The organism is Ureibacillus sp. FSL K6-0165, from assembly GCF_038004285.1.
In the GTDB taxonomy this organism is placed as follows: domain Bacteria; phylum Bacillota; class Bacilli; order Bacillales_A; family Planococcaceae; genus Ureibacillus; species Ureibacillus thermosphaericus.
In genome coordinates this window covers 129,831-150,868 of record NZ_JBBOQS010000002.1, presented here as the reverse complement: position 1 = coordinate 150,868, position 21,038 = coordinate 129,831, and the positions used below count along the sequence as shown (strand labels likewise).

Below are 21,038 nucleotides of genomic sequence, written 5' to 3'. Positions count from 1 at the left end.
TATTGTAGATTGAACAAAATTAAGTGAGGTGACATGATAATGGGTTGTGGAAGAAAACATTTTGAGAGTTCATCTCATCATGGTCGTCGTCATGAAGGATGCATTTGTGAAGTAGTAGAAACAATATTAGAACTTCAAAATCATGTAGTGGAAGATGATGATGATACTTGTGGAACAAGTTGCTTCTTAGAACCTCTTGGGGGAATTAACAATAAAAATCGTCGCAACCATGCAGATACTCGGGTATTTATGTTACTAACAGAAGATGGTTCTCCATTTAAAGTAATGTTCTGCGATAAAGAATATGGTTGGTACAAAACGCCATTCTTCAGAGTGGAAGATATGTTCGGTGATTGCTGTGCTACACTTAGAGCAATTGCTCCAACAAGCGAAGCATATGAACCAATATCAGCAGTAGATGGAGAGACATTAGATGCTGGAGCAATGATGGATTGCTACCACTTCAAGAAAACAGATACTTGCGTAACAGTTGATCTATCACGTTTTGCTGGAATTCAATGCATTGCTGACGTAAATTTACACATTAACAAGTAAGGAATAACATCCACCAAGAGGAAGGGGCAGCTTGCTCCTTCTTTTTATTTACTTTTATTGATTTACTCTTGAAAATCTTCTTGAATCTCTTATAGGTATTAATTGAGCTGAATTCTAGTGATAATCCAGTACAAGAAAATCGTCTTAAAATGCAATTGAAACTGCTGAAGCTAGACAATTGTCACGAAATAAAATGAGTTGCATATTTTATGAAAAAAAGGATGTGCATCAGTGGAAGAACCATTACTATTTATTCAAACCCCTCCTTTTTATTACATCGAAGTTGATGAAGACACGGAAGAAGCGTCTCTTGAAGAAAGTACTTCTGTTTATGAAATTACGCGTAGAGAGCGAATTAAAAATTCCGTTATTGCAAGGCAATTGCATTATTTTTCACAACCCATCAACCGTAAAAATCGTCACTTAATTTTCCATTTAAACAATGGTGAAAAAATTACAGGAATCATTGAAGGGTTAGATGGCATTTTGATTAAAATCCGTACACAAGACGACTTGAAAACCATTAATGCCAACGATATCGAAACAATTACCGTGTCGTCCAAAAAAGCATTTAAATAATTTTGTTGTAGGCAATTTGCCTTCTATAATTTTCAATATTTAGTTTCGTCCACTCCCCCGATAATTTTTCATTAAAAAAAGAAAAAATCTGCTCTTCCATTTAAAAGCAGATTTTTTCTTTCCATTTTTTTATGAAAGTTTACAACTGTCCTAACAATAACGTTGCCAATCCTAAATAAATTAAAATACTTGTAATATCATTTAAGGTCGTAATAAACGGCCCTGATGCGACTGCTGGGTCGATGCCTAATTTATGAATCAACAACGGAATAAAGGAGCCAGCAATCGTTGCTACAAAAATCGAACAACAGATGGCTGTCCCAACAAGCAACCCGATTAATAAGGATTGCTTCCAAACAAACACAACTCCTACTACAATCAAACCACAAACAATCCCTGTGATTAATCCGGTACCCATTTCACGAAAAATCATTTTTAGTTTGCTTTTTTCATCAATTTCTCCCGTTGCAATTCCTCGAACAACGACAGCTAGAGCTTGCGTACCACTATTTCCGCTAGTTCCAGAAATGAGAGGAATAAATAAAGCTAGCAACGCAACTTTTTCAAGTGTCTCTTCAAACTGGCCCATTAATGTCGCTGTAATCATTCCTAAAAATAGCAACATTACTAGCCAAGGTAATCGTTGTTTTGCAGCTTTGAATGGACTTGAAGCAATATCATCAATATCGGAAATACCGGCTAATTTTGAATAGTCGTCGCTCGCTTCTTCATCAATGACATCAATAATATCGTCTACAGTAATAATCCCTTGCAATACGAGATTGTCATCAACAACAGGAAAAGCAAGGAAATTGTAATCTTTAAAGATTTGGGCAATTTTTTCTTGATCATCTGTGACCTTTGCATAAACAACCCGATCACTCATGATATCTCGAATAAATGCATCTTCATCTGCAACAATTAAGTCTCTTAGCGATAAAACTCCTGTTAAACGATGAGATTCATCGACAACGAACACATAATAAATTGTTTCTGCATCAGGTGCCTCTTGACGAAGCACATTCATCGCCGAACGTACCGTTGAATTTTCTTGAATTGATACATATTCCGTCGTCATGATGGAACCGGCTGTATATTCTTCATACCCCAGCAACTCTGTAATTTCTTCTTTCGTTTCTTCATCCATCAATTCAAGAAAACTATTTCGATCATCTTGATCTAATTCATTTAATACATCCACCACATCATCGGTATACATGTAAGACAACATTTTTGCCGCATATGTGGGGTCCATTTCTTTAATAAAGTGTTCAACTTCTTCATCGTCCAATTCAATGGCTTCATAAATTTCCGCCATTTCTTCGGGAGACAAAAAATGATACATTGTCCTACGTATGTCTGGTCCAACCTTAACATAAAATTTCGCCCGCTCATACGCATGAAGTGATAAAAAATGCTTCCGGAATTCATCAATATTTTCTTCAATTAAATTTTGGAACAGCTGCTCCTCATCATAAGAAACATCCCGTTTTTCATCTTTTTCTTCGATCATTTTGTCTCCCTCCTCTCAACCTAAATGATAGGTTGCATTTTTAATCTCGACAATAAAATTTTTATGAATATTTTTGTGTATTTACAGAAAAAAAGATGCTCGAATAACTCGAACATCTAATTATGGATTATTTTTTTCATGGATTCAACTAGTTCACTAGAAAAAATAATTTTTTTCTTCAATAACGGATGAATCATTTCCAAGTATACGCAATGAAGGGCTTGACGATTTAATATATGTTTACTTCCTCCATATAATTCGTCGCCTACAAGCGGATGCCCGATATGCGACATATGAACACGAATTTGATGGGTTCTTCCAGTATGTAATCGTAGACGAACATGTGAAAGCGGCTCATTTTGATAAATGAAACGTTTTAATACTTTCACATCGGTATGTGCATATTGTCCATCTTCTCTTACTTCCCGTTCGATTATACTTGAATCTTTCCTGCCTATTGGGAGAATAATGGAAAGATCCTTTGAAACATGTCCATGTACAATGGCTTCATATTCTTTTATGATTTGACCCTTTTGCAATTGCATACTCATTAAGTGATGAATATGCCGATGTTTTGCAATACAAACAAGCCCTGTAGTATCACGATCTAATCTAGTCACAACATGGACGGTGGAATCAATTCCTTGTTCCAAAAAATATCCATAAACAAAATTAGCGATACTTCCCGTCGGATGTTCCCTTGAAGGAATGGTATTAATAAAAGGCGGTTTATCAATAATTAACAATGCATCATCTTCATAAACAATATTTAATTCTCCATACTCTGGTTTTAGATGCTCGCTCGCCTGTTCTTCAGGGAAAATGATTGTAATTTCATCCCCTTTCGAAAGGATGTGGCGAACATTTTGTTCTTCACCGTTCACTAAAATTTTACCACCGCGAAATTTGATTGCCGTTAATGCCCTGCTCGAAATATCTTGTTTTAAAATCGCTTCTCTTAATAATTGTCCATCTTCCATTGCTTGAAACTGCAGTTTAAATGGCATTTGAATCACTCACTTGCAATAAAGGAATCATGAACCCTTTCCCAAAATGGAAACGGACGGAATCTTGCAAATCGCACTTTCTCTTTTGCCACTTTGAAAATGACATAATCCAATTCATTGTGGTCCAATTGCAGATGGTCAATTGTCATTGTGAACGTTTGGTTTTTGACCGGTTTTAATTTACATGTATGATGGGCTGGTAACACTAGGGAGGATCCGATTGTACGGAAAACGCGGTTATTGATTGATGCCATTTCCGTCACTTGAATCGCTTGCAATGTAGGATGAATGATAGCGCCGCCTAATGCTTTATTATACGCTGTACTTCCTGATGGGGTTGAAATACATAAGCCATCACCGCGGAAACGTTCAAAATGGCGATCATTTAGAAACACATCCATCACTAACGTTACATTGGGCGATTTAATCGTTGCCTCATTGAGTGCAAGATAAGTACTGATTTCTGTATGATTGCACACATTTACTTCCAATAATGGATATTCAACAACCTTATATTGATTTTTCGCAATACATAATACTAACTTTTCCAATTCAGAAGGTTTCCAATCTGCGTAAAATCCTAAATGCCCAGTATGAATCCCTACAAAAGCCACTTTATCCAATCTTTTCACATGGTTGTGGAAAGCATGCAAAAGAGTACCATCTCCGCCAATGGAAATGACAATATCCGGTTCTACTTCATCCAATATTAATCCGAAATCCTGTAAGTAATTTTTTGCAAGTTCCTTCAATTCATTTGATTGAGAATCATTGCGTGATTGAATAGAAAATTTCAAATTATTCACGCTCCCTTTCCTCTCGGATCTTTGGATTTTGAGCTTCCTTATTTTCACTAAAATACGCCTGTGCTTCTTGTATTTCATAACGGATTGATGACATTTCTTCATCTAGTTGGAATGCTGCCTCAGCCGCACGTTTTAGGCGTAATTTAATTTCTTCAGGAAAATCGCCCTTATATTTATAATTTAAAGAATGTTCGATTGAAGCCCAAAAATTCATGGCTAACGTACGTATTTGTATTTCTACTAATACCGTCTTTTTCCCACTGACCGTTTCCACTGGATACTCTGCAATCATATGATATGAACGATAACCACTTGGTTTTTTATGAGTAATATAATCTTTTTCTTCAATTACTCTCAGGTCATCCCGCTGGCGAATTAAATTAACAACCGTTGTGATATCATCTACAAATTGACACATAATGCGAATACCAGCGATGTCTTGCAACTCCCTTGCTAATTGTTCTGAAGGTTCAAAGGGAATTCCTTTTTCAAAACTTTTATCATATATACTTGCTAATGGTTTCACTCGACCAGTAACAAATTCAATGGGTGAAGTTGTGCCTTCTGCAGAAAACTGAGATCTCATCCCTCTAAATTTCACTTTTAGTTCATCGACTGCTTGTTTATAAGGTCCTAGGAAGCGTTCCCATTGCCCCATAAAAATCCCCCCAATACGCTACAAAAACTCAATCAATTATTGTGCTTCTAATATTTCACGAAAAGTTTCTTCTACTGCTTGTACAAATTCATCACCGTAATTGCCATTTCCTTCAATGTTATATATGAGCATTTCTAATTCATTCGAAAAATTATGTAATAGTATGGATTCATTATCTAAAATTAATATCGGATCTTTCTTCTTTTTTATCATTTCTACTAATGCATGCCACACTTTTTTAGGAAATTGTAAATAACTATATTCGTTGTCTTCTTCAACGACATAAATAAAAGCAAGCTCGTCAGAATCCGTTAACACTTGTCCTGCTGGCTGAATTTGTATTTTGGAGTGATTTTTGTTTAAACTAAAATAAAGTTCATCATTTTCAAAACGATAATCATCAACGACATAAACGTTGCGCATTTATAACAATCCCTTCCTACCATTTCTCCTCATATTTTAACATAGCAGGAACTATTTTCGATAAAAAGGTTCAATAAAATGCATAAATGAAAGGGATAAAGTCATGAGTCAACAGTATGAAATTGAATTTAAAAACATGTTAACAAAAGAACAATATGAACAATTATTAACAGAGTTCAACATTCAAAAACATCAAATCGTTCGACAAGTTAATCACTATTTTGATACAGAAAATTGGCACTTGAGGAAATTTTCCAGTGCCCTACGCATTCGAGAACAAAAAGGAAAATATTTTTGTACTTTAAAAGAGAAAACGGCAAAACATATTCATCTTGAAACAACGGACATTTTAACACAACAACAAAGGGATGATATGCTTTCTGGCAAGGGATTTTGGGCACCTTCTGTCAAGGAAAGATTACTGCGATTGCAAGTGCCTATTGAAGATTTACGCCCCTTTGGAACATTGACAACAGATCGGGCTGAGGTGCCATATGAGGGTGGAATTCTTGTTTTTGACCATTCCTTCTATTTGCACTGCGATGATTATGAGGTAGAATATGAAACAAATAACCCAACAGTAGGGGAGAAACGGTTTTTATCTTTTTTACAAGAACGAAATATCGATATACAAATAGCTGACAAAAAAATCGCCCGATTTATGATAGCTGTCCAAGAGAAAGGAGTACAGTAAATGGATGTAACAATGTTGAAAACCATATTAGAAATTGACGCATTGCGTTCCCTAAATAGCTCTTCTATCAATGCAACGACTGAGGAAGGTTTATTTGCAGAAATGCTAGAAGAAATATTGGCTACTACCCAAAATAGCGATAATCCAGAAAAAGCCCTACTTGAAGCGATTGAAAACTTTTCTTATAAAAACGGACTAAATGATGAAGCAAAAGGTTATATTTCAAAATTCATATTATCTAGCCCAAATCCGTACATAACAACATCCTATTCTCAATCTAACGCTTCCGAATCAGAAGCAAATTTCGATTCAGCAACGCACGGAGATTATCGTGAAATTATTCAAAGAGCATCTGCCAAATACGGTATTCCTGAAAAATTAATTATGGCAGTTATAAAACAAGAATCGAACTTTAATCCAAATGCAGTAAGCTCAGCTGGGGCTACCGGGCTTATGCAATTGATGCCAGGTACCGCAAAATATTTAGGTGTAACGAATACGAAAGACCCTGAACAAAACATCATGGGTGGTACAAAATATTTGCGTCAAATGCTCGATCAATTTGATAATGACTTGGAACTGGCTTTAGCTGCATATAATGCAGGACCTGGTAATGTAAAAAAATATGGAGGCATTCCTCCATTTAAAGAAACTCAAAACTATGTTAAGAAAGTGTTAAATTATTATCGAACAATGTAGTTGGATAATTTCTATATTTCCCCTCAATTATCAACACTTGCTGAAAGCGATTTGTTTGAGAAAACGGTGAGTCGTTGATAGAATGAAATATAACTAATCAAGGTTTTCATAGTCGATCACAATTCGTACATGCGGGAAAAGTGTATAAAAGGAGTTTACACCTATGAATCGAAAGTATATGGTTCCTTATGAGGAAATTGGTGCTGAAAAGTTAGAAAAGCTTATTCATGCATTTTATAAACGAGTTGATGTCCATCCATTACTCCGTCCATTGTTTCCAGAAGATTTAAAAGAAACAATTCGCAAACAAATACAATTCCAAACGCAATATTTAGGTGGTCCGAATTTATATACTCAAGAACATGGTCATCCGATGATGAGAGCAAGACATATGCGCTTTAAAATCACTCCAGACCATGCTCAAGCTTGGCTGGAATGTATGAGTGAAGCGATGGATGAAGTAGGACTTGAAGGCCCATTTCGTGAACAATATTTCCAACGTCTTGTTTTAACAGCGCATCATATGATTAATACTCCGAGTGAGGATGAGGGGGGATTAGATTGAATAATATCCAGCTACTGTCAGAACCTGTCGCATCCACGAAGACGACAAAACCAATTGAACTTTATATTTTTATTGACCCGCTTTGTCCAAATGCCTTTAAATTACAGTCAATGTTAAAAAAGCTACAATTGGAATACGAGCATTATTTCACTTGGCGATACGTACTGAGCACAGAACTACAAACTTTAAACTGTGTTACTAGACGTATCAAAGGGTGCTTAACAGGTACTGATGTGGATATTACTCATCCTGCCTTACCCTCACTTGCCATTAAAGCAGCAGAATTACAAGGTAAAAAAGCAGCAAATCGTTATATTAGAAAATTGCAGGAACATGCATTGTTGGGAACTAAAAATGTTCATTCCTATTCAGCTTTAGTAGAAATTGCGAAGGAAGCAACATTAGACCAAGAGGAATTTATTAAAGATTTCGGATCAAAAGAAGCGGTGCGTGCTTTTCAATGTGATTTATATATCACTCGTGAAATGGAAGTTGATGAAGTGCCGAGCATTGTATTCTTTAATGAATGCATTGAAGATGAAGGTCTAAAAGTAAGTGGAATGTATTCCTATGAAATATACGTTCAAATATTGCAGGAAATGTTGGATGAAGAAATCGTCAGTAAACCGTTACCAACATTCGAAGAGTTATTCCAACGTTTTCAATACTTAACAACCGATGAAGTGGCAAGCATCTATTCGATATCCATGAGCGATGCGGAAAGAGAATTGAAAAAACGGATGTTACAACAAAAAATCGAACGTGTTTCAAATGATGCTGTTACATTATGGCGTTTAAAATCATCTTCTTTTTCACTCTAGTAATTGTGGATTAAATTTTTGATAATGATAGAATATCTAGATGCTTTTCTGAATGTAGACATGATATAGCATGTCTACGTTTTTTTTTGTTTTTTTAACCAAAGCTATGTTGTTAAAAGAGAAAGATTTATTACAGGTCTTTTGGTGCGAATGTATCATTGATGAGAATAAAGTAAAAGAGGCATTTGCTGCAGCAAATGCCTCCTTACACAAAGGGGATGGGAGAAATGTTCACGTTCAAACAAAGGGGTGTATGTTTGATATGTGATTTATTTCACGTTTTTAATTTATCATGGAATAATAATTTGTGCAATAAAGTTTAATGGAATTTCACAAATTCGACATAATGTAAACACTTTCATGAAACTTGCAAAAATTATTGAAAAATTAGGAACAATCAAGATAGTAAAAGCTATATATTTACTTCAAAAAACGTTCACATTCTCTAAATAAAATCGTCAAAAAAAATTATACATTAAAAACTTTTATTTCAAGAAAAAAAAGCTTCAAAAGAGATTTTATTAACTCTTTTGAAGCTTTTTTACTAACTTTAATGTGTATTTTACCGTATGAGTTATACAGTAATTCACTATTTCAATAACAGTGATTCTAATTGATTGAGTTTTTCTTCAAATACTTTGCAAGCTTGAGCGATTGGTTCTCTTGATTCCATATCTACACCAGCTTTTCGCAATACTTCAATTGGGAAATCAGAACATCCCGCTTTTAAGAAGTTGTTAATATAGCGATCTACTGCAGGACGTCCTTCTTCTAAAATTTGACGGCTTAAAGCAACTGCTGCACTTTGCCCTGTTGCATATTGATATACATAGTAATTGTAATAGAAGTGTGGTATTCTCGCCCATTCCAAGCCAATTTCTTCATCTACCGTCATTTCATCGCCAAAATATTGTTTATTTAAATCATAATAAATTTCTGTAAGATGTTCAGCAGTAAGCGCCTCACCATTTCGATCCATTTCATGAATCATATGTTCAAATTCAGCAAACATTGTTTGGCGATAAACCGTACTTCTGAAACTATCGAGCCAATGATTGAGTAAGTAAACTTTCACTTGTTTATCTTCCGTCGTTTTTAATAAATAATCGAATAAAAGCTCCTCGTTACATGTAGAAGCTACTTCCGCCACGAAAATGGAGTAATCCGCATAAGGATACGGTTGATTTTTCCGAGTATAGTAACTATGCATACTATGTCCAAATTCATGGGCTAACGTAAATAAATTATCAATATTATTTTGCCAGTTCATTAATACGTACGGATTCGTGCCGTATGTCCCTGAAGAATATGCTCCGCTTCGTTTTCCTTTATTCTCCATTACATCTACCCAGCGGCTATTTAATCCTTCTTGGACGATAGTTTGATATTCTTCCCCTAATGGAGCAAAGCTTTTCACCATAATATCTTTTGCTTTTTCATAAGGCATATCCATTTTCACTTTTTTCACAAGAGGTACGAATAAATCATACATGTGCAATTCATCCACATCGAGCACTTTTTTACGCAATGATACATAGCGGTGAAGTGCTGGTAAGTATTCGTGTATCGTTTCAATTAATTGATCATAGACCTTTTCAGGTATATGGTTGCCTGCTAATGCGCGATGACGAGCAGAATCGTAGTTCCGGATTCTTGCATAAACATTATGTGATTTTACGTTGCCTGCTAATGTGGAAGCAAAAGTATTAATATACTTGCCGTACGTATCATACATCGCTTTAAAAGCATTTTTTCTTACTTCACGATCTTCACTTTCTAAAAATGTGATGTAGTTTCCATGAGTCAGTTGTACTTCTTCGCCATCTTCATTCTTGATAGTTGGAAACTCTAAATCTGCATTATTCAAAGCGCTGAAAGTAGTACCCGGAGAGCTTGTCACTTCTGAAAATTGTGCTAATATAGCTTCTTTATCGGCCGATAATACATGTGGGCGCTGTAAATTTAATTCTTTAAACATTTGCTCATATAGACGCAACGGTTCGTATTCTTCTAAATATTGTTGTATTTGTTCTTCCGATAAAGTTAAAATTTCAGGAGTTAAGAAAGACCATGCCGCATTAATCTTTGCTCCTAGAGAACGTGCACGGCTTTCCATCCCTTGATATTTGCTTTTCGTCGTATCTTCATCGTGTTTCAAATGACTATATACGTATAATTTCCCGAAGCGCTCAGAAATTTTGTCGCTAAATTGCAATGTTTCATATAAACTTTTTGCGCTTTCTGTTGCTTTCCCTTTATACTTTTCTGCTTCTGAAATTAATTGCTCAATCTGTTTAAATTCTTCCTCCCATGCCTCGTCTGAAGGGAAAATTGTTGATAAATCCCAAGTCAATTCGACAGGCACTTCATCACGTGTTAATAATTTTTTTGCCATGTCAATGCCCCCGTAATGATAAATTTTTTTCACAATCATATTTTCTCAATATTTTCCTCTTGTTGCAAGAAATTGCCTATATAGCAATTCCTCTAATTGTTCTTCCTTCACTGTGCACATCATATCTTCCACAGACAAATCTTTGAGAAGTTCTACATATCGATTAACAACTTGTATAGCCTCACTCGTACATGCCCGCTTTGACCATCGTAAAAAGTCAATTATTACTTTTTGATTGATTGCATGTACCTTAATTCCCAATAAATGAATAAAATACATTAGTTCAGTTTGCCATTCTATTGCACATACATGAAATGCTTCATTTCCGCAAATAGGAATCCCTAAAAATATTGGAAATTGATAAAGGTCTATTCGCAGCTCATAAACACTTCTCAAAAATAAATCATTTACACCTTTTCGGCTAAATAATACCCTTGATTTTAAAAATTGATTGATAAAATTATGGTATGCATTTAATACATTGGAAAATTCCTTTTCTGTAAAAGGCCTCGGTATATAAAATGGGAATTTTTGTTTTAATAGTGGGAGAGGACTAATTTTTGATAAATAACTTATTCCCTTTAAATGGATGAGGTTAGATATATACAAAAATTGCTTTGTATTAGGATTATATGTCATTAAATATTTTGCTGTCTTTTCGCTAGTAATAAATTGTTGGAGTTGATGGGGAAGGGTAATTTTTTGTAAGCCATTTTCTTTTATTTTTGGAACAGGAGTCAATGCAATCCAAATAGGTTGGATATTTTTTTGATTGTAACCGCTATTTCGCTCAAGAAATCGTTCATGCTTTATTGGACTACATTGGAATTCAATTGCATACTGATATCCATTTAAATTTATTAGCAGATCTGGTCGTTGATTTAGTTCAGCTATATAAGGCTCTAGCAATACGGGGACTTGAAGATATCGAAAAAGTTGAAACAGCTGTTCTTTTCCTTGGAGATGTTGTATTGTTTCACCTTCAGAAAAATAAGACTCGCAATGACTTATTGAAATGTGAGCAAAGTGAGGCATTTTAACGGTTCCAATTTTCAATTGGAGTTTTTCACCACATTGTGGGCAATAGAATTGTCTTTCTTCTCTAAGGCGTTTTAATGTTGTATGAGGAATTGTGGAATCAATCACAAATCGTTCTTGATTTTCTGTAATTGCTACAAGCACAAAACCCCCCCTTTTCACACCATTTTATGGTAGAATTTTAGGATTGACAAGAGCATACAAAAAGATATATTTTTCAAGGGGGAGATTAACTGAAATTCAAAATATTAACATAAAAAAAAGTGCCTACACTTAGGCACATTTAATTAAAGTAATGAACAATTGTTTCCAAGCAATCTTCTTCCATGATCGCTGTACCATACTCTTTTAAACGATATATTGTCATTTTTGAACTTGTTAAATATTCATTTAAAATCGAGCGTATATTTTGACGAGTTGCACTATCATTCACACCAGCAAAATCGATGGCAATATAGTAATAATTTTCATATTTATATAAAGAAGTGTGCAAGCCGTACTCCACTAATCGATTTGCTACTGGAATAATTTCGTCGATATCCTTGAATTTATATAATGATATGTTCGCAATTCCTTCATGATTTAACACATCATCATCATCGAAGGGATTGAACGGGTCTTTATGGTTAACTGTAGCTTCATGATGTTCATCAAAATTAGAGAACAGAGAGCTTGGATCTGAATCATTTACATTGGCACGTGTGACGATTACTTCTAAACCTTGTTCTGAAGCATTCACGTGTATCCAAATTGGGCCATCTAAATCGAAATATTCTTCTGTGTTGATTTCACCAATCATATCCCAAAATAACTCTTCGCCTTTTGCTCTGTTATACCATATTTCTTCACGGCTATAACCGCGATCCTCAATATCACGATATGTGATAAAGAGCTTTATTGTATTTTCATTTACGCGTTCGATGTCCATGAGACTTCAACTCCCTTCACAGTCATTGGTTGAAAAACCGAAAGCGTGTACTTAGTATGTTTGAATCGGAGTAAAATACACCCCAATTCTTTAGTGCCTTTCCCCTTTACATCCCTTGGTATACAGAACAAAATGCTTAATGAATATTTATGTTTCATTCTATGATTCTATTGTATGATGAACTAATAGAAAATGAAAAGGAAAAACACCCTTCAAATAAAATTATTTGAATTATTCAAAATTGTAGATGACAATATCAATTAAATCAAGTATTAAGTGAAAAAAGGATGAATTTTCTTTATGAAGGAATTCATTAAAAAAAATGCAATAAAAAAGCGTAAACAAGTCAAACAAACGTTGACTGAATTTACACTTTTTCACCACATTATATGATTAATTGACCATTTTTTGGGCTTCCATTAATTGATAAGCACGTACTTTTCGAGGTAAAAATCGACGGATTTCATCTTCATTGTAACCAACTTGCAGACGCTTCTCATCTAAAATAATTGGTCTTCGGAGTAATCCTGGATGTTCTTGGATTAATTCATATAATTTTTGTAAAGGTAAACTCTCCACATCAACGTTTAACTTTTGGAATACTTTAGAGCGTGTAGAAATAATTTCGTCAGTTCCATCCTCTGTCATTCGTAAAATTTCTTTAATTTCACTAATTGTTAGCGGTTCTGAAAAAATATTTCGTTCTCTATATGGAATATCATGTTGCTCTAGCCAAGCTTTCGCTTTTCTACATGATGTACAACTAGGTGATGTAAATAATGTTACAATCATTGTTACACTTCCCTTCTATATATAAATCAAAGGCATCTATGCTTTATTATTAATTTAGAATTAATATCATTTTAAATTCTGTATCAATTATACAACATTCTTTTTCTTTTGAATATAGGATAATTGAAAAATTCACATATTCATATGATAAATTTAAAAAAACATTCGTGAATCTTAGCTTTTTTTCACAATTAACATAAAATTTCCTACTAAAGTTGTATTTTCTCCCCTCCTTTATCTTCCAATTCATTTTCTCAATTAGATAACGACAATCGAGAATTTCTATATTTATTAATAAAATTTCCTTACATTTTCCTACTACCATACTACCCAAATCTTTTTCATCTCATTCCAAAATGAAAAATTTTTCACGTTTGATTTTTCCTTTGAATTACTTTATAATTCACTCATAATTTACCGAATATATACATTGAACAACGATGACGAAGAGTAGTACATTTGATTTCTGCGTTTAGAGAGTCTGTGGTAGGTGAAAACAGATCGCAGAGCAAATGGAATGGACTTTCGAGTTGGCTTTACGAAAGTGAGTAGTAAAGCTCGTACACTTCACGTTACGAAGAATCGAGAGTGGCCGTTTAAGGCAAACTGGGTGGTACCGCGGATATACATCATTCGTCCCAATACAATTTGTATTGGTCGTTTGATGTTTTTTTATGGATAAAAATAGGAGGTAGTGTTAATGAAGACTATTTTTTCAGGAGTACAACCAACTGGAGTTATTACATTGGGGAACTATATCGGAGCATTTATGCAATTCCCTGCACTTCAAGATGAAGGAAATGCCATTTACTGTATAGTAGACCAACATGCCATTACCGTTCCACAAGATCCAAAAGAATTGCGACAAAACATTCGCACCCTTGCTGCTACATATCTTGCAACGGGCATTGATCCGAAAAAAGCAACGTTATTTATTCAATCGGAAGTACCTGCTCATACAAAAGCTGGCTGGATGTTACAATGTATTTCAGCCATTGGTGAGCTCGAAAGAATGACTCAATTTAAAGATAAATCAGCAAAGGAAGGAAAAGAATTCGTTTCTGTTGGTCTATTAACTTATCCACCGTTAATGGCTGCTGATATCCTATTATATAATACGGATATCGTTCCTGTTGGAGAAGACCAAAAACAACATATTGAATTGACTCGTGATTTGGCAGAACGATTCAATAAACGATATGGTGAAGTATTTAAAATTCCAGAAATTCAATTACCAAAAGCAGGAGCTCGCATTAAGTCATTGCAAGACCCGACGAAAAAAATGAGCAAGTCCGACCCAAATACAAAAGCGACAATTCGCTTATTAGATACACCTAAAGAAATCATGAAAAAAATTAAATCAGCCGTTACAGATTCAGATGGTGTTGTCGCTTTCGACGAAGAAAAGAAACCAGGTATCTCCAACTTACTTACAATTGAAGCAGCAGTAACAAATAAATCCATTGATGAGGTTGTAAAAAAATACGAAGGCCTTGGATACGGTGCCTTTAAAGAAGGAGTTGCTACTTGCTTAATTGAACATTTAACGCCCATTCAAGAACGATTCAACGAACTTATCGATTCAGAAGAATTAGATAAAATCTTAGATGAAGGTGCAGAAAAAGCCAATGCCATTGCAAACGAAACCGTTAAGAAAATGGAAATCGCGATGGGAATAGGTCGAATATCACGATAAATAATATTACTAATGATATGATCATTAAATACAATTCAGGAGAACCTAAAATATAAAAAAAGACTGCGCGCCAAGAATAACCAAGCGTCCGATAGTTTAAGTATAAAAGAAGATTGCTTACCGAAATAACGCAAATGCCATAGCTGAATAAAAACAGCATAAATCGAAATATCAAGCCACCATCCTTTACTACTCTTATTATTCATCAAATGAAGTAAAAATGCGTTTAGCTTTGAGCTAAACGCATTTTACTTATCGACAATTTTTTTATTCTTCTATTTTTTTGAATACAAGGCTTGCATTATGTCCACCAAATCCTAAGGAATTGCTCATAGCATATTGAATATCTGCTTTACGAGCTTCATTTGGTACATAATCAAGGTCACACTCAGGATCTGGATTATGCAAGTTAATTGTAGGTGGTAAAATTCCTTCTTTTAATGCTAATGCTGTAAAGATTGCTTCAATACCACCCGCTGCACCAAGCAAGTGACCTGTCATGGATTTTGTTGAACTCATAGCTAATTTATATGCATGGTCTCCAAAGACAGTTTTGACAGCCATTGTTTCATATAAGTCATTGTATGGTGTACTTGTTCCATGAGCATTGATATATCCTATTTCTGTAGGATCAATACCCGCATCTTCAATAGCTTGCTGGATAGCGCGGGCAGCACCTTCACCATTTGGCGCTGGAGCTGTAATATGATAAGCATCACCAGTTGCACCGTATCCAACGATTTCCGCATAAATTTTTGCACCGCGAGCTTTTGCATGTTCATACTCTTCTAATACAAGAATACCTGCACCTTCACCCATAACAAATCCATCGCGTTCTTTATCGAATGGACGGGATGCCGTAGCTGGATCTGTGTTTAGCGAAAGCGCAGTGCTTGAACAGAATCCAGCAACAGCCATTTTTACGATTGGAGCTTCCGTTCCTCCCGTAATCATGACATCTGCATCGCCGCGCTGAATCACTTTAAAAGCATCGCCAATAGAGTTTGTTCCAGAAGCACATGCAGTTACAGTACAAGCATTTGGACCTTTTGCTCCTAAATAAATCGAAACTTGCCCACTTGCCATATCTGGAATCATCATTGGAACGAAAAATGGACTTACTCGGCGGGCACCACGTTTTTGGAACACTTCAAATTGTTGTTCATACGTTTCCATTCCACCTATTCCAGAACCAATCCAAACACCAACGCGGTTAGCATTTTCTTCATTAATTACTAAATCTGCATCTTTCACTGCCATCAATGCAGAAGCAAGCGCGTAATGAGTGAAACGGTCCATCTTTCTTGCTTCTTTTCGATCAATATATTGTTCAATATCAAAATCTTTTACTTCAGCAGCAACTTTAGCTGGGAATAATTCTGCTTCGACTCTTGTTAACGGCCCAATGCCGGATTTCCCTTCTTTAATTGCTGACCAGGTTTCATCTACTGTATTACCTAGTGGTGTAACAGCACCTATACCGGTAATCACTACTCTCCTTTTCATGTATCTCTAGTACCCCCTTAGGATTTACTATACTTATAAATTACTATAACTGGAATATGAAAATCTATTATTTTCCCCATTTTATTACGGCGCCGCCCCAAGTGAGTCCTCCACCAAATCCAACTAAAACGACTATATCATCATCTTTAATTTTTCCTTCATCAAGTTCATCTTTTAAAGCAAGACCGATTGAAGAAGATGATGTGTTACCGTATTTATGGATGCGTTTTGATAGTTTATCTTCATCTAGCTCTAATCTTTCTCTTGCTGCTTCCATAATGCGAATGTTTGCTTGATGCGGAACTAAGAAGTCAACATCTTCTTTTGATAATCCAGCCTTTTCAATAACGGATAATGCTGTTGCCCCCATTTGACGCACAGCAAATTTAAATACTTCACGTCCGTTCATATAGATGAAATCTTCGTCGTTCATCTTCAAATATTTTCCGCCAGTTCCATCTGCACCTAATTCAAATGCTAAAATTCCTCTGCCCTCTGATACTTTACCAACAACTGCAGCGCTTGCTCCATCACCAAATAGTACAGCAGTATTCCGATCTTTCCAATCCGTAATTTTTGATAATTTTTCTGCACCAACAACTAAAACGTAATCATAACTGTTGCTTTCCACATACAATTTCGCTGTTGCAAGGGCATAAATAAAACCAGAGCAGGCAGCTGAAATGTCCATTGCAGCCGCATTGCTAGCTCCTAATCGTTCTTGCAATTGACAAGCAACACTTGGAAAAGCACGGTCCGGAGTAACGGTTGCTACTAAAATCAATCCAATTTGTTCAGGTGAAATCCCAGAGTTTTCAAGAGCTTCTTTTGCCGCTTCATATGCCATATCTGAGGAATCTTCATCTTCACGAGCAATTCTTCTTTCTTGAATTCCTGTACGCGTACGAATCCATTCATCATTTGTATCTAAAATTTTCTCTAAATCAAAATTCGTTACAATCTTTTCAGGAACATATTTTCCTAATCCTAGTATTCCTGCATTCATGGTATTTAACCCCCAATTTAATACTTGCGATTAGTAGTTGGTCTTAATTATAGACCATAATAATGAAATTCACAACAGAAAAATTTGTTTGTACGAAAAGTTTATTGTTCATTTTTGTCGTACTATGTTATGATTATTAAGATGAGCAAAGTATATACTAGTAATTAAAGTTCGATAGAGGTGAAACGAAATGCAATATATTATGTCATTCATTTGGGGAATTTTGTTAATTTCTATGTTAAGCTACGTAGTTGGTTCTATTTTAGGAATTACAGTTTTTGACTTTGTTACAACTTTAGTAGTTGCTGTTATTTTCACAGTACTCGTTTGGGTTGTAGCTGCGATTATTCCTAGCGAATCTCCAAAAGAACTTAAAGCAGATCAACAATAATCTATTCAACAGCTTTGACAAGCACAAAAAAATTAACGAATGGGACTCCTAACTTTCCCATTCGTTTTTTATTTTTCTAACTATTAATTTATGCAATTATCGGTATAGGTATTCGCTTGAACATAATAGCCAAGGAATAGATAAACAGGTGGATACTTCCAAGATTTGAGTATATTGGTCAATATCGAACTCATAATAGTCAACCTGAAGTGGATATTAGACATTCTATGGAACTTATTAGTCAAACAATCAAAATGAGAGGCTGCGATTTACTTTATTAGTCAAAATCGAACTGATAATAGTCAACTTGGGGAAGATATTAGTCATTCTTTGGAACTTATTAGCCAAGCAAACAAAATGGGGGGACAGAGATTTACTTTATTAGTCAAAATTGAACTGATATTAGTCAACCTAAGGAAGATATTAGTCAATCTGTGGAATTTATTAGCCAAGCAAACAAAATGGGAGAACTGTGATTTGCTTTATTAGTCAAAATCGAACTGATATTAGTCAACCTCAGGAAGATATTAGTCAAACTTAAGAACTTATTAGCCAAGCAAATAAAATGAGGGAACTATGATTTGCTTTATTAACCAACTCGAACTGATATTAGTCAACCTGAGGAAGATATTAGTCAAACTTAAGAACTTATTAGCCAAACAATCAAAATGAGAAGCTTAGATTTGCTTTATTAATCAAAATCCATTTTATTTTCGCCTATTTTAAAAAAACGGCTGAGCAAAAAGAGCTCTAGCCGTTTTCACACGTACTTTATTCACCTTTTGCTACTACTAATTGACCTTCTAGTAATGAAACCCTCATCATCTCGCCTGGAAGAATTTCTCCCTTTAACAACTCTCTTGCCACAGCCGTTTCAACATGTCGTTGCACAAATCGTTTTAATGGTCTTGCACCAAATTGTGGGTCAATACCGTTTTCTACAACCCAATTTACCACTTCATCATCCACGATTAGCGTAATTTCATTTTCAGCTACTCGTTGTTGCAATTGTTTAATGTATTTCCAGGCGATTGTAGTAAAGTGTTCATCCGTCAATGCATGGAATAAAATAATATCGTCTATCCGGTTTAACAATTCTGGCTTGAAATGTTTTCGAAGTTCTCTCATTACAACATTTTCAACCTCTTCGTCAACATAAGAGCCTGCTTCCAATAAATACTGAGAACCTATATTGGATGTCATAATGATAACCGTATTCGTAAAGTTTACAAGACGCCCTTGGCTATCCGTAATCCGACCATCATCTAAAATTTGAAGCAAAATATTCGCCACATCTGGATGGGCTTTTTCAATTTCATCTAATAAAATAACAGAATATGGATTGCGACGTACCGCTTCTGTCAATTGTCCGCCCTCTTCATAGCCGACATACCCTGGAGGTGCACCAACTAATCGTGATACACTATGTTTTTCCATATATTCACTCATATCAATGCGAATAAAATGATCTTCTGAATCAAATAATTGTGCGGCCAATGCTTTTGCAAGCTCCGTTTTCCCTACTCCAGTTGGACCAAGGAAAATGAAGGAACCGATTGGACGGTAAGGATCTTTAATGCCAGCACGTGCACGCCATACAGCTTCTGTTACGAGTTTCACCGCTTCATCTTGACCAACGACTCTTTCATGGAGAGTATCTTTTAAACGCAATAATTTTTCCCGTTCACCTTCCACTAATTTTGTAACTGGAATTCCAGTCCATCGAGAAACAATTGTTGCAATTTCTTCTGCCGTAACTTCTTCTCTTAAAATCCGATTTTCTGAAGCATTGGCTAAAGTTTTTTCTAATTGTTTGATTTCCTTTTCCACAGCAGGAATTTTTCCGTATTGGAGTTCCGCCAATTTATTCAAATCTTGCCTGCTCTGTGCATCTTCAAACTGACGGCGGTACTCATCCAATAATGCCCTTTTTGTTTGCAGTTGCTCCAAACCTTCTTTTTCGAATTGCCATTTCTTTTTTAATTCTTTTTGTTCATCTTTTAGTTGTTGTAATTCTATTCTAAGGGCTTCTAAACGTTTTTTACTCGCCTCGTCCTTTTCTTTCATTAACGCCTGCTCTTCTATTTCCAGTTGCATCACGCGGCGAGTCACATCATCCAATTCTTGGGGCATGGAATCGATTTCTGTACGAATCATTGCGCAAGCTTCATCAATTAAATCAATGGCTTTGTCCGGTAAAAAGCGATCTGTAATATAGCGATTTGAAAGTTGAGAAGCAGCTATTATCGCACGGTCATGAATTCTTACTCCATGATGCAATTCAAAACGTTCTTTTAAGCCCCTCAATATCGAAATCGTATCTTCAACAGAAGGTTCTCTCACCATCACTTGTTGAAATCTTCGTTCTAAAGCTGGATCTTTTTCAATATATTTACGATATTCATCTAACGTAGTCGCCCCGATACAATGAAGTTCACCACGAGCAAGCATTGGCTTCAAAATATTCCCAGCATCCATTGAACCTTCTGCTTTACCTGCACCAACAATCGTATGAATCTCATCAATAAACAAAATGATGCGCCCTTCTGATTCACGAATTTCTTTTAACACGCTTTTTAAACGTTCCTCAAATTGACCACGGAAACTAGCACCAGCAATTAATGAACTCATATCTAATTCCCAAAGAATACAATCTTTCAATCCTTCTGGCACATCTTTACGAACAATTCGTTGAGCCAGCCCTTCAACGATTGCGGTTTTCCCAACGCCAGGTTCTCCAATTAACACTGGATTATTTTTCGTTTTTCTGGATAAAATACGAATCACATTTCGAATTTCTTCGTCGCGGCCAATAACAGGATCAATTTTCCCTTTTTTTACTTCTTCATTTAAATTGCGTCCGAATTTTTCTAATGCACTTTGATTATCTTCCTGTTGTAATTGCATCCAATCACCTTCTTATATGTTTGACCTTCTTTGACTAACTTGATTATAAGATTACGATT

20 protein-coding genes and 1 other annotated feature are annotated in these 21,038 nt (G+C 35.4%); of the genes, 8 read left to right on the top strand and 12 right to left on the bottom strand.

Going from position 1 to position 21,038, the window contains the following annotated elements:
- Nucleotides 1-39 precede the first annotated feature (39 nt).
- Both NST00_RS14375 and NST00_RS14370 read left to right on the top strand, forming a co-directional pair.
- Nucleotides 40-555, top strand: a complete 516-nt coding sequence (locus NST00_RS14375) for a CotY/CotZ family spore coat protein (protein ID WP_016838242.1) — start codon at nt 40-42, stop codon at nt 553-555.
- Between the two features lie 231 nt (nt 556-786).
- Nucleotides 787-1,134, top strand: a complete 348-nt coding sequence (locus NST00_RS14370) for a hypothetical protein (protein WP_016838241.1) — start codon at nt 787-789, stop codon at nt 1,132-1,134.
- A 139-nt stretch (nt 1,135-1,273) separates the two neighbouring features.
- On the opposite strand, the gene mgtE is transcribed toward NST00_RS14370, so the two are convergent.
- From mgtE to NST00_RS14345, 5 genes are all read right to left on the bottom strand, one after another.
- A complete protein-coding gene (gene mgtE / locus NST00_RS14365; protein ID WP_016838240.1) occupies nt 1,274-2,647 on the bottom strand; it encodes a magnesium transporter in 1,374 nt (457 codons plus the stop codon).
- A gap of 116 nt (nt 2,648-2,763) precedes the next feature.
- A complete protein-coding gene (locus NST00_RS14360; protein ID WP_016838239.1) occupies nt 2,764-3,654 on the bottom strand; it encodes an RluA family pseudouridine synthase in 891 nt (296 codons plus the stop codon).
- Nucleotides 3,655-3,659: 5 nt separating this feature from the next.
- Nucleotides 3,660-4,451: an NAD kinase gene (locus tag NST00_RS14355; RefSeq protein ID WP_026019069.1), complete on the bottom strand. Its 792-nt coding sequence runs from the start codon at nt 4,449-4,451 to the stop codon at nt 3,660-3,662.
- A 1-nt stretch (nt 4,452) separates the two neighbouring features.
- The gene (locus tag NST00_RS14350; protein ID WP_340710274.1) at nt 4,453-5,118 is read right to left on the bottom strand and encodes a GTP pyrophosphokinase; all 666 of its coding nucleotides are present in this window, start codon (nt 5,116-5,118) and stop codon (nt 4,453-4,455) included.
- 36 nt (nt 5,119-5,154) lie between these two features.
- The gene (locus NST00_RS14345; protein ID WP_016838236.1) at nt 5,155-5,541 is read right to left on the bottom strand and encodes a UPF0738 family protein; all 387 of its coding nucleotides are present in this window, start codon (nt 5,539-5,541) and stop codon (nt 5,155-5,157) included.
- Between the two features lie 103 nt (nt 5,542-5,644).
- Here NST00_RS14345 and NST00_RS14340 point away from each other — a divergent pair, with 103 nt between their 5' ends.
- The 4 genes from NST00_RS14340 to NST00_RS14325 all read left to right on the top strand — a co-directional run bounded on the left by NST00_RS14340 (nt 5,645) and on the right by NST00_RS14325 (nt 8,320).
- The gene (locus NST00_RS14340; RefSeq protein WP_168412436.1) at nt 5,645-6,235 is read left to right on the top strand and encodes a CYTH domain-containing protein; all 591 of its coding nucleotides are present in this window, start codon (nt 5,645-5,647) and stop codon (nt 6,233-6,235) included.
- The gene (locus NST00_RS14335; protein WP_340710273.1) at nt 6,236-6,934 is read left to right on the top strand and encodes a lytic transglycosylase domain-containing protein; all 699 of its coding nucleotides are present in this window, start codon (nt 6,236-6,238) and stop codon (nt 6,932-6,934) included.
- A gap of 163 nt (nt 6,935-7,097) precedes the next feature.
- The gene (locus NST00_RS14330; protein ID WP_016838233.1) at nt 7,098-7,499 is read left to right on the top strand and encodes a globin domain-containing protein; all 402 of its coding nucleotides are present in this window, start codon (nt 7,098-7,100) and stop codon (nt 7,497-7,499) included.
- Entirely contained in the window at nt 7,496-8,320 is an 825-nt protein-coding gene (locus NST00_RS14325; protein ID WP_168412434.1) for a DsbA family protein, read from the top strand. The genes NST00_RS14330 and NST00_RS14325 overlap by 4 nt, the downstream gene beginning before the upstream one ends.
- A 589-nt stretch (nt 8,321-8,909) precedes the next feature.
- Here the strand turns inward: NST00_RS14325 and pepF are convergent.
- From pepF to spxA, 4 genes are all read right to left on the bottom strand, one after another.
- Nucleotides 8,910-10,715, bottom strand: coding sequence for an oligoendopeptidase F (gene pepF / locus NST00_RS14320; protein WP_096550517.1), 1,806 nt, complete (start codon nt 10,713-10,715; stop codon nt 8,910-8,912).
- Nucleotides 10,716-10,760: 45 nt separating this feature from the next.
- Nucleotides 10,761-11,897, bottom strand: coding sequence for a competence protein CoiA (locus tag NST00_RS14315; RefSeq protein WP_340710269.1), 1,137 nt, complete (start codon nt 11,895-11,897; stop codon nt 10,761-10,763).
- Between the two features lie 139 nt (nt 11,898-12,036).
- Nucleotides 12,037-12,681 (bottom strand): adaptor protein MecA, encoded by a 645-nt coding sequence (gene mecA, locus NST00_RS14310; RefSeq protein ID WP_340434574.1) that lies wholly within the window; start codon nt 12,679-12,681, stop codon nt 12,037-12,039.
- Nucleotides 12,682-13,074: 393 nt separating this feature from the next.
- The gene (spxA, locus tag NST00_RS14305) at nt 13,075-13,470 is read right to left on the bottom strand and encodes a transcriptional regulator SpxA (protein WP_172597913.1); all 396 of its coding nucleotides are present in this window, start codon (nt 13,468-13,470) and stop codon (nt 13,075-13,077) included.
- Nucleotides 13,471-13,904: 434 nt separating this feature from the next.
- Nucleotides 13,905-14,117 (top strand) — a binding site (T-box leader).
- A 56-nt stretch (nt 14,118-14,173) separates the two neighbouring features.
- On the opposite strand from spxA, the gene trpS reads away from it, so the two are divergent.
- Nucleotides 14,174-15,169, top strand: coding sequence for a tryptophan--tRNA ligase (trpS, locus tag NST00_RS14300; protein WP_340710268.1), 996 nt, complete (start codon nt 14,174-14,176; stop codon nt 15,167-15,169).
- A gap of 267 nt (nt 15,170-15,436) precedes the next feature.
- On the opposite strand, the gene fabF is transcribed toward trpS, so the two are convergent.
- Nucleotides 15,437-16,675 carry a beta-ketoacyl-ACP synthase II gene (gene fabF, locus NST00_RS14295; RefSeq protein WP_016838220.1) on the bottom strand — a complete coding sequence of 413 codons (1,239 nt, stop codon included), beginning with the start codon at nt 16,673-16,675 and terminating at the stop codon, nt 15,437-15,439.
- 67 nt (nt 16,676-16,742) lie between these two features.
- Nucleotides 16,743-17,681 (bottom strand): beta-ketoacyl-ACP synthase III, encoded by a 939-nt coding sequence (locus NST00_RS14290; protein ID WP_340710266.1) that lies wholly within the window; start codon nt 17,679-17,681, stop codon nt 16,743-16,745.
- Between the two features lie 190 nt (nt 17,682-17,871).
- Here NST00_RS14290 and NST00_RS14285 point away from each other — a divergent pair, with 190 nt between their 5' ends.
- Complete coding sequence (locus NST00_RS14285) at nt 17,872-18,072, top strand: DUF2929 family protein (RefSeq protein ID WP_016838218.1); 201 nt, start codon at nt 17,872-17,874, stop codon at nt 18,070-18,072.
- Nucleotides 18,073-18,843: 771 nt separating this feature from the next.
- Here the strand turns inward: NST00_RS14285 and NST00_RS14280 are convergent.
- Nucleotides 18,844-20,979 carry an ATP-dependent Clp protease ATP-binding subunit gene (locus tag NST00_RS14280; RefSeq protein ID WP_340710264.1) on the bottom strand — a complete coding sequence of 712 codons (2,136 nt, stop codon included), beginning with the start codon at nt 20,977-20,979 and terminating at the stop codon, nt 18,844-18,846.
- Nucleotides 20,980-21,038 lie beyond the last annotated feature (59 nt).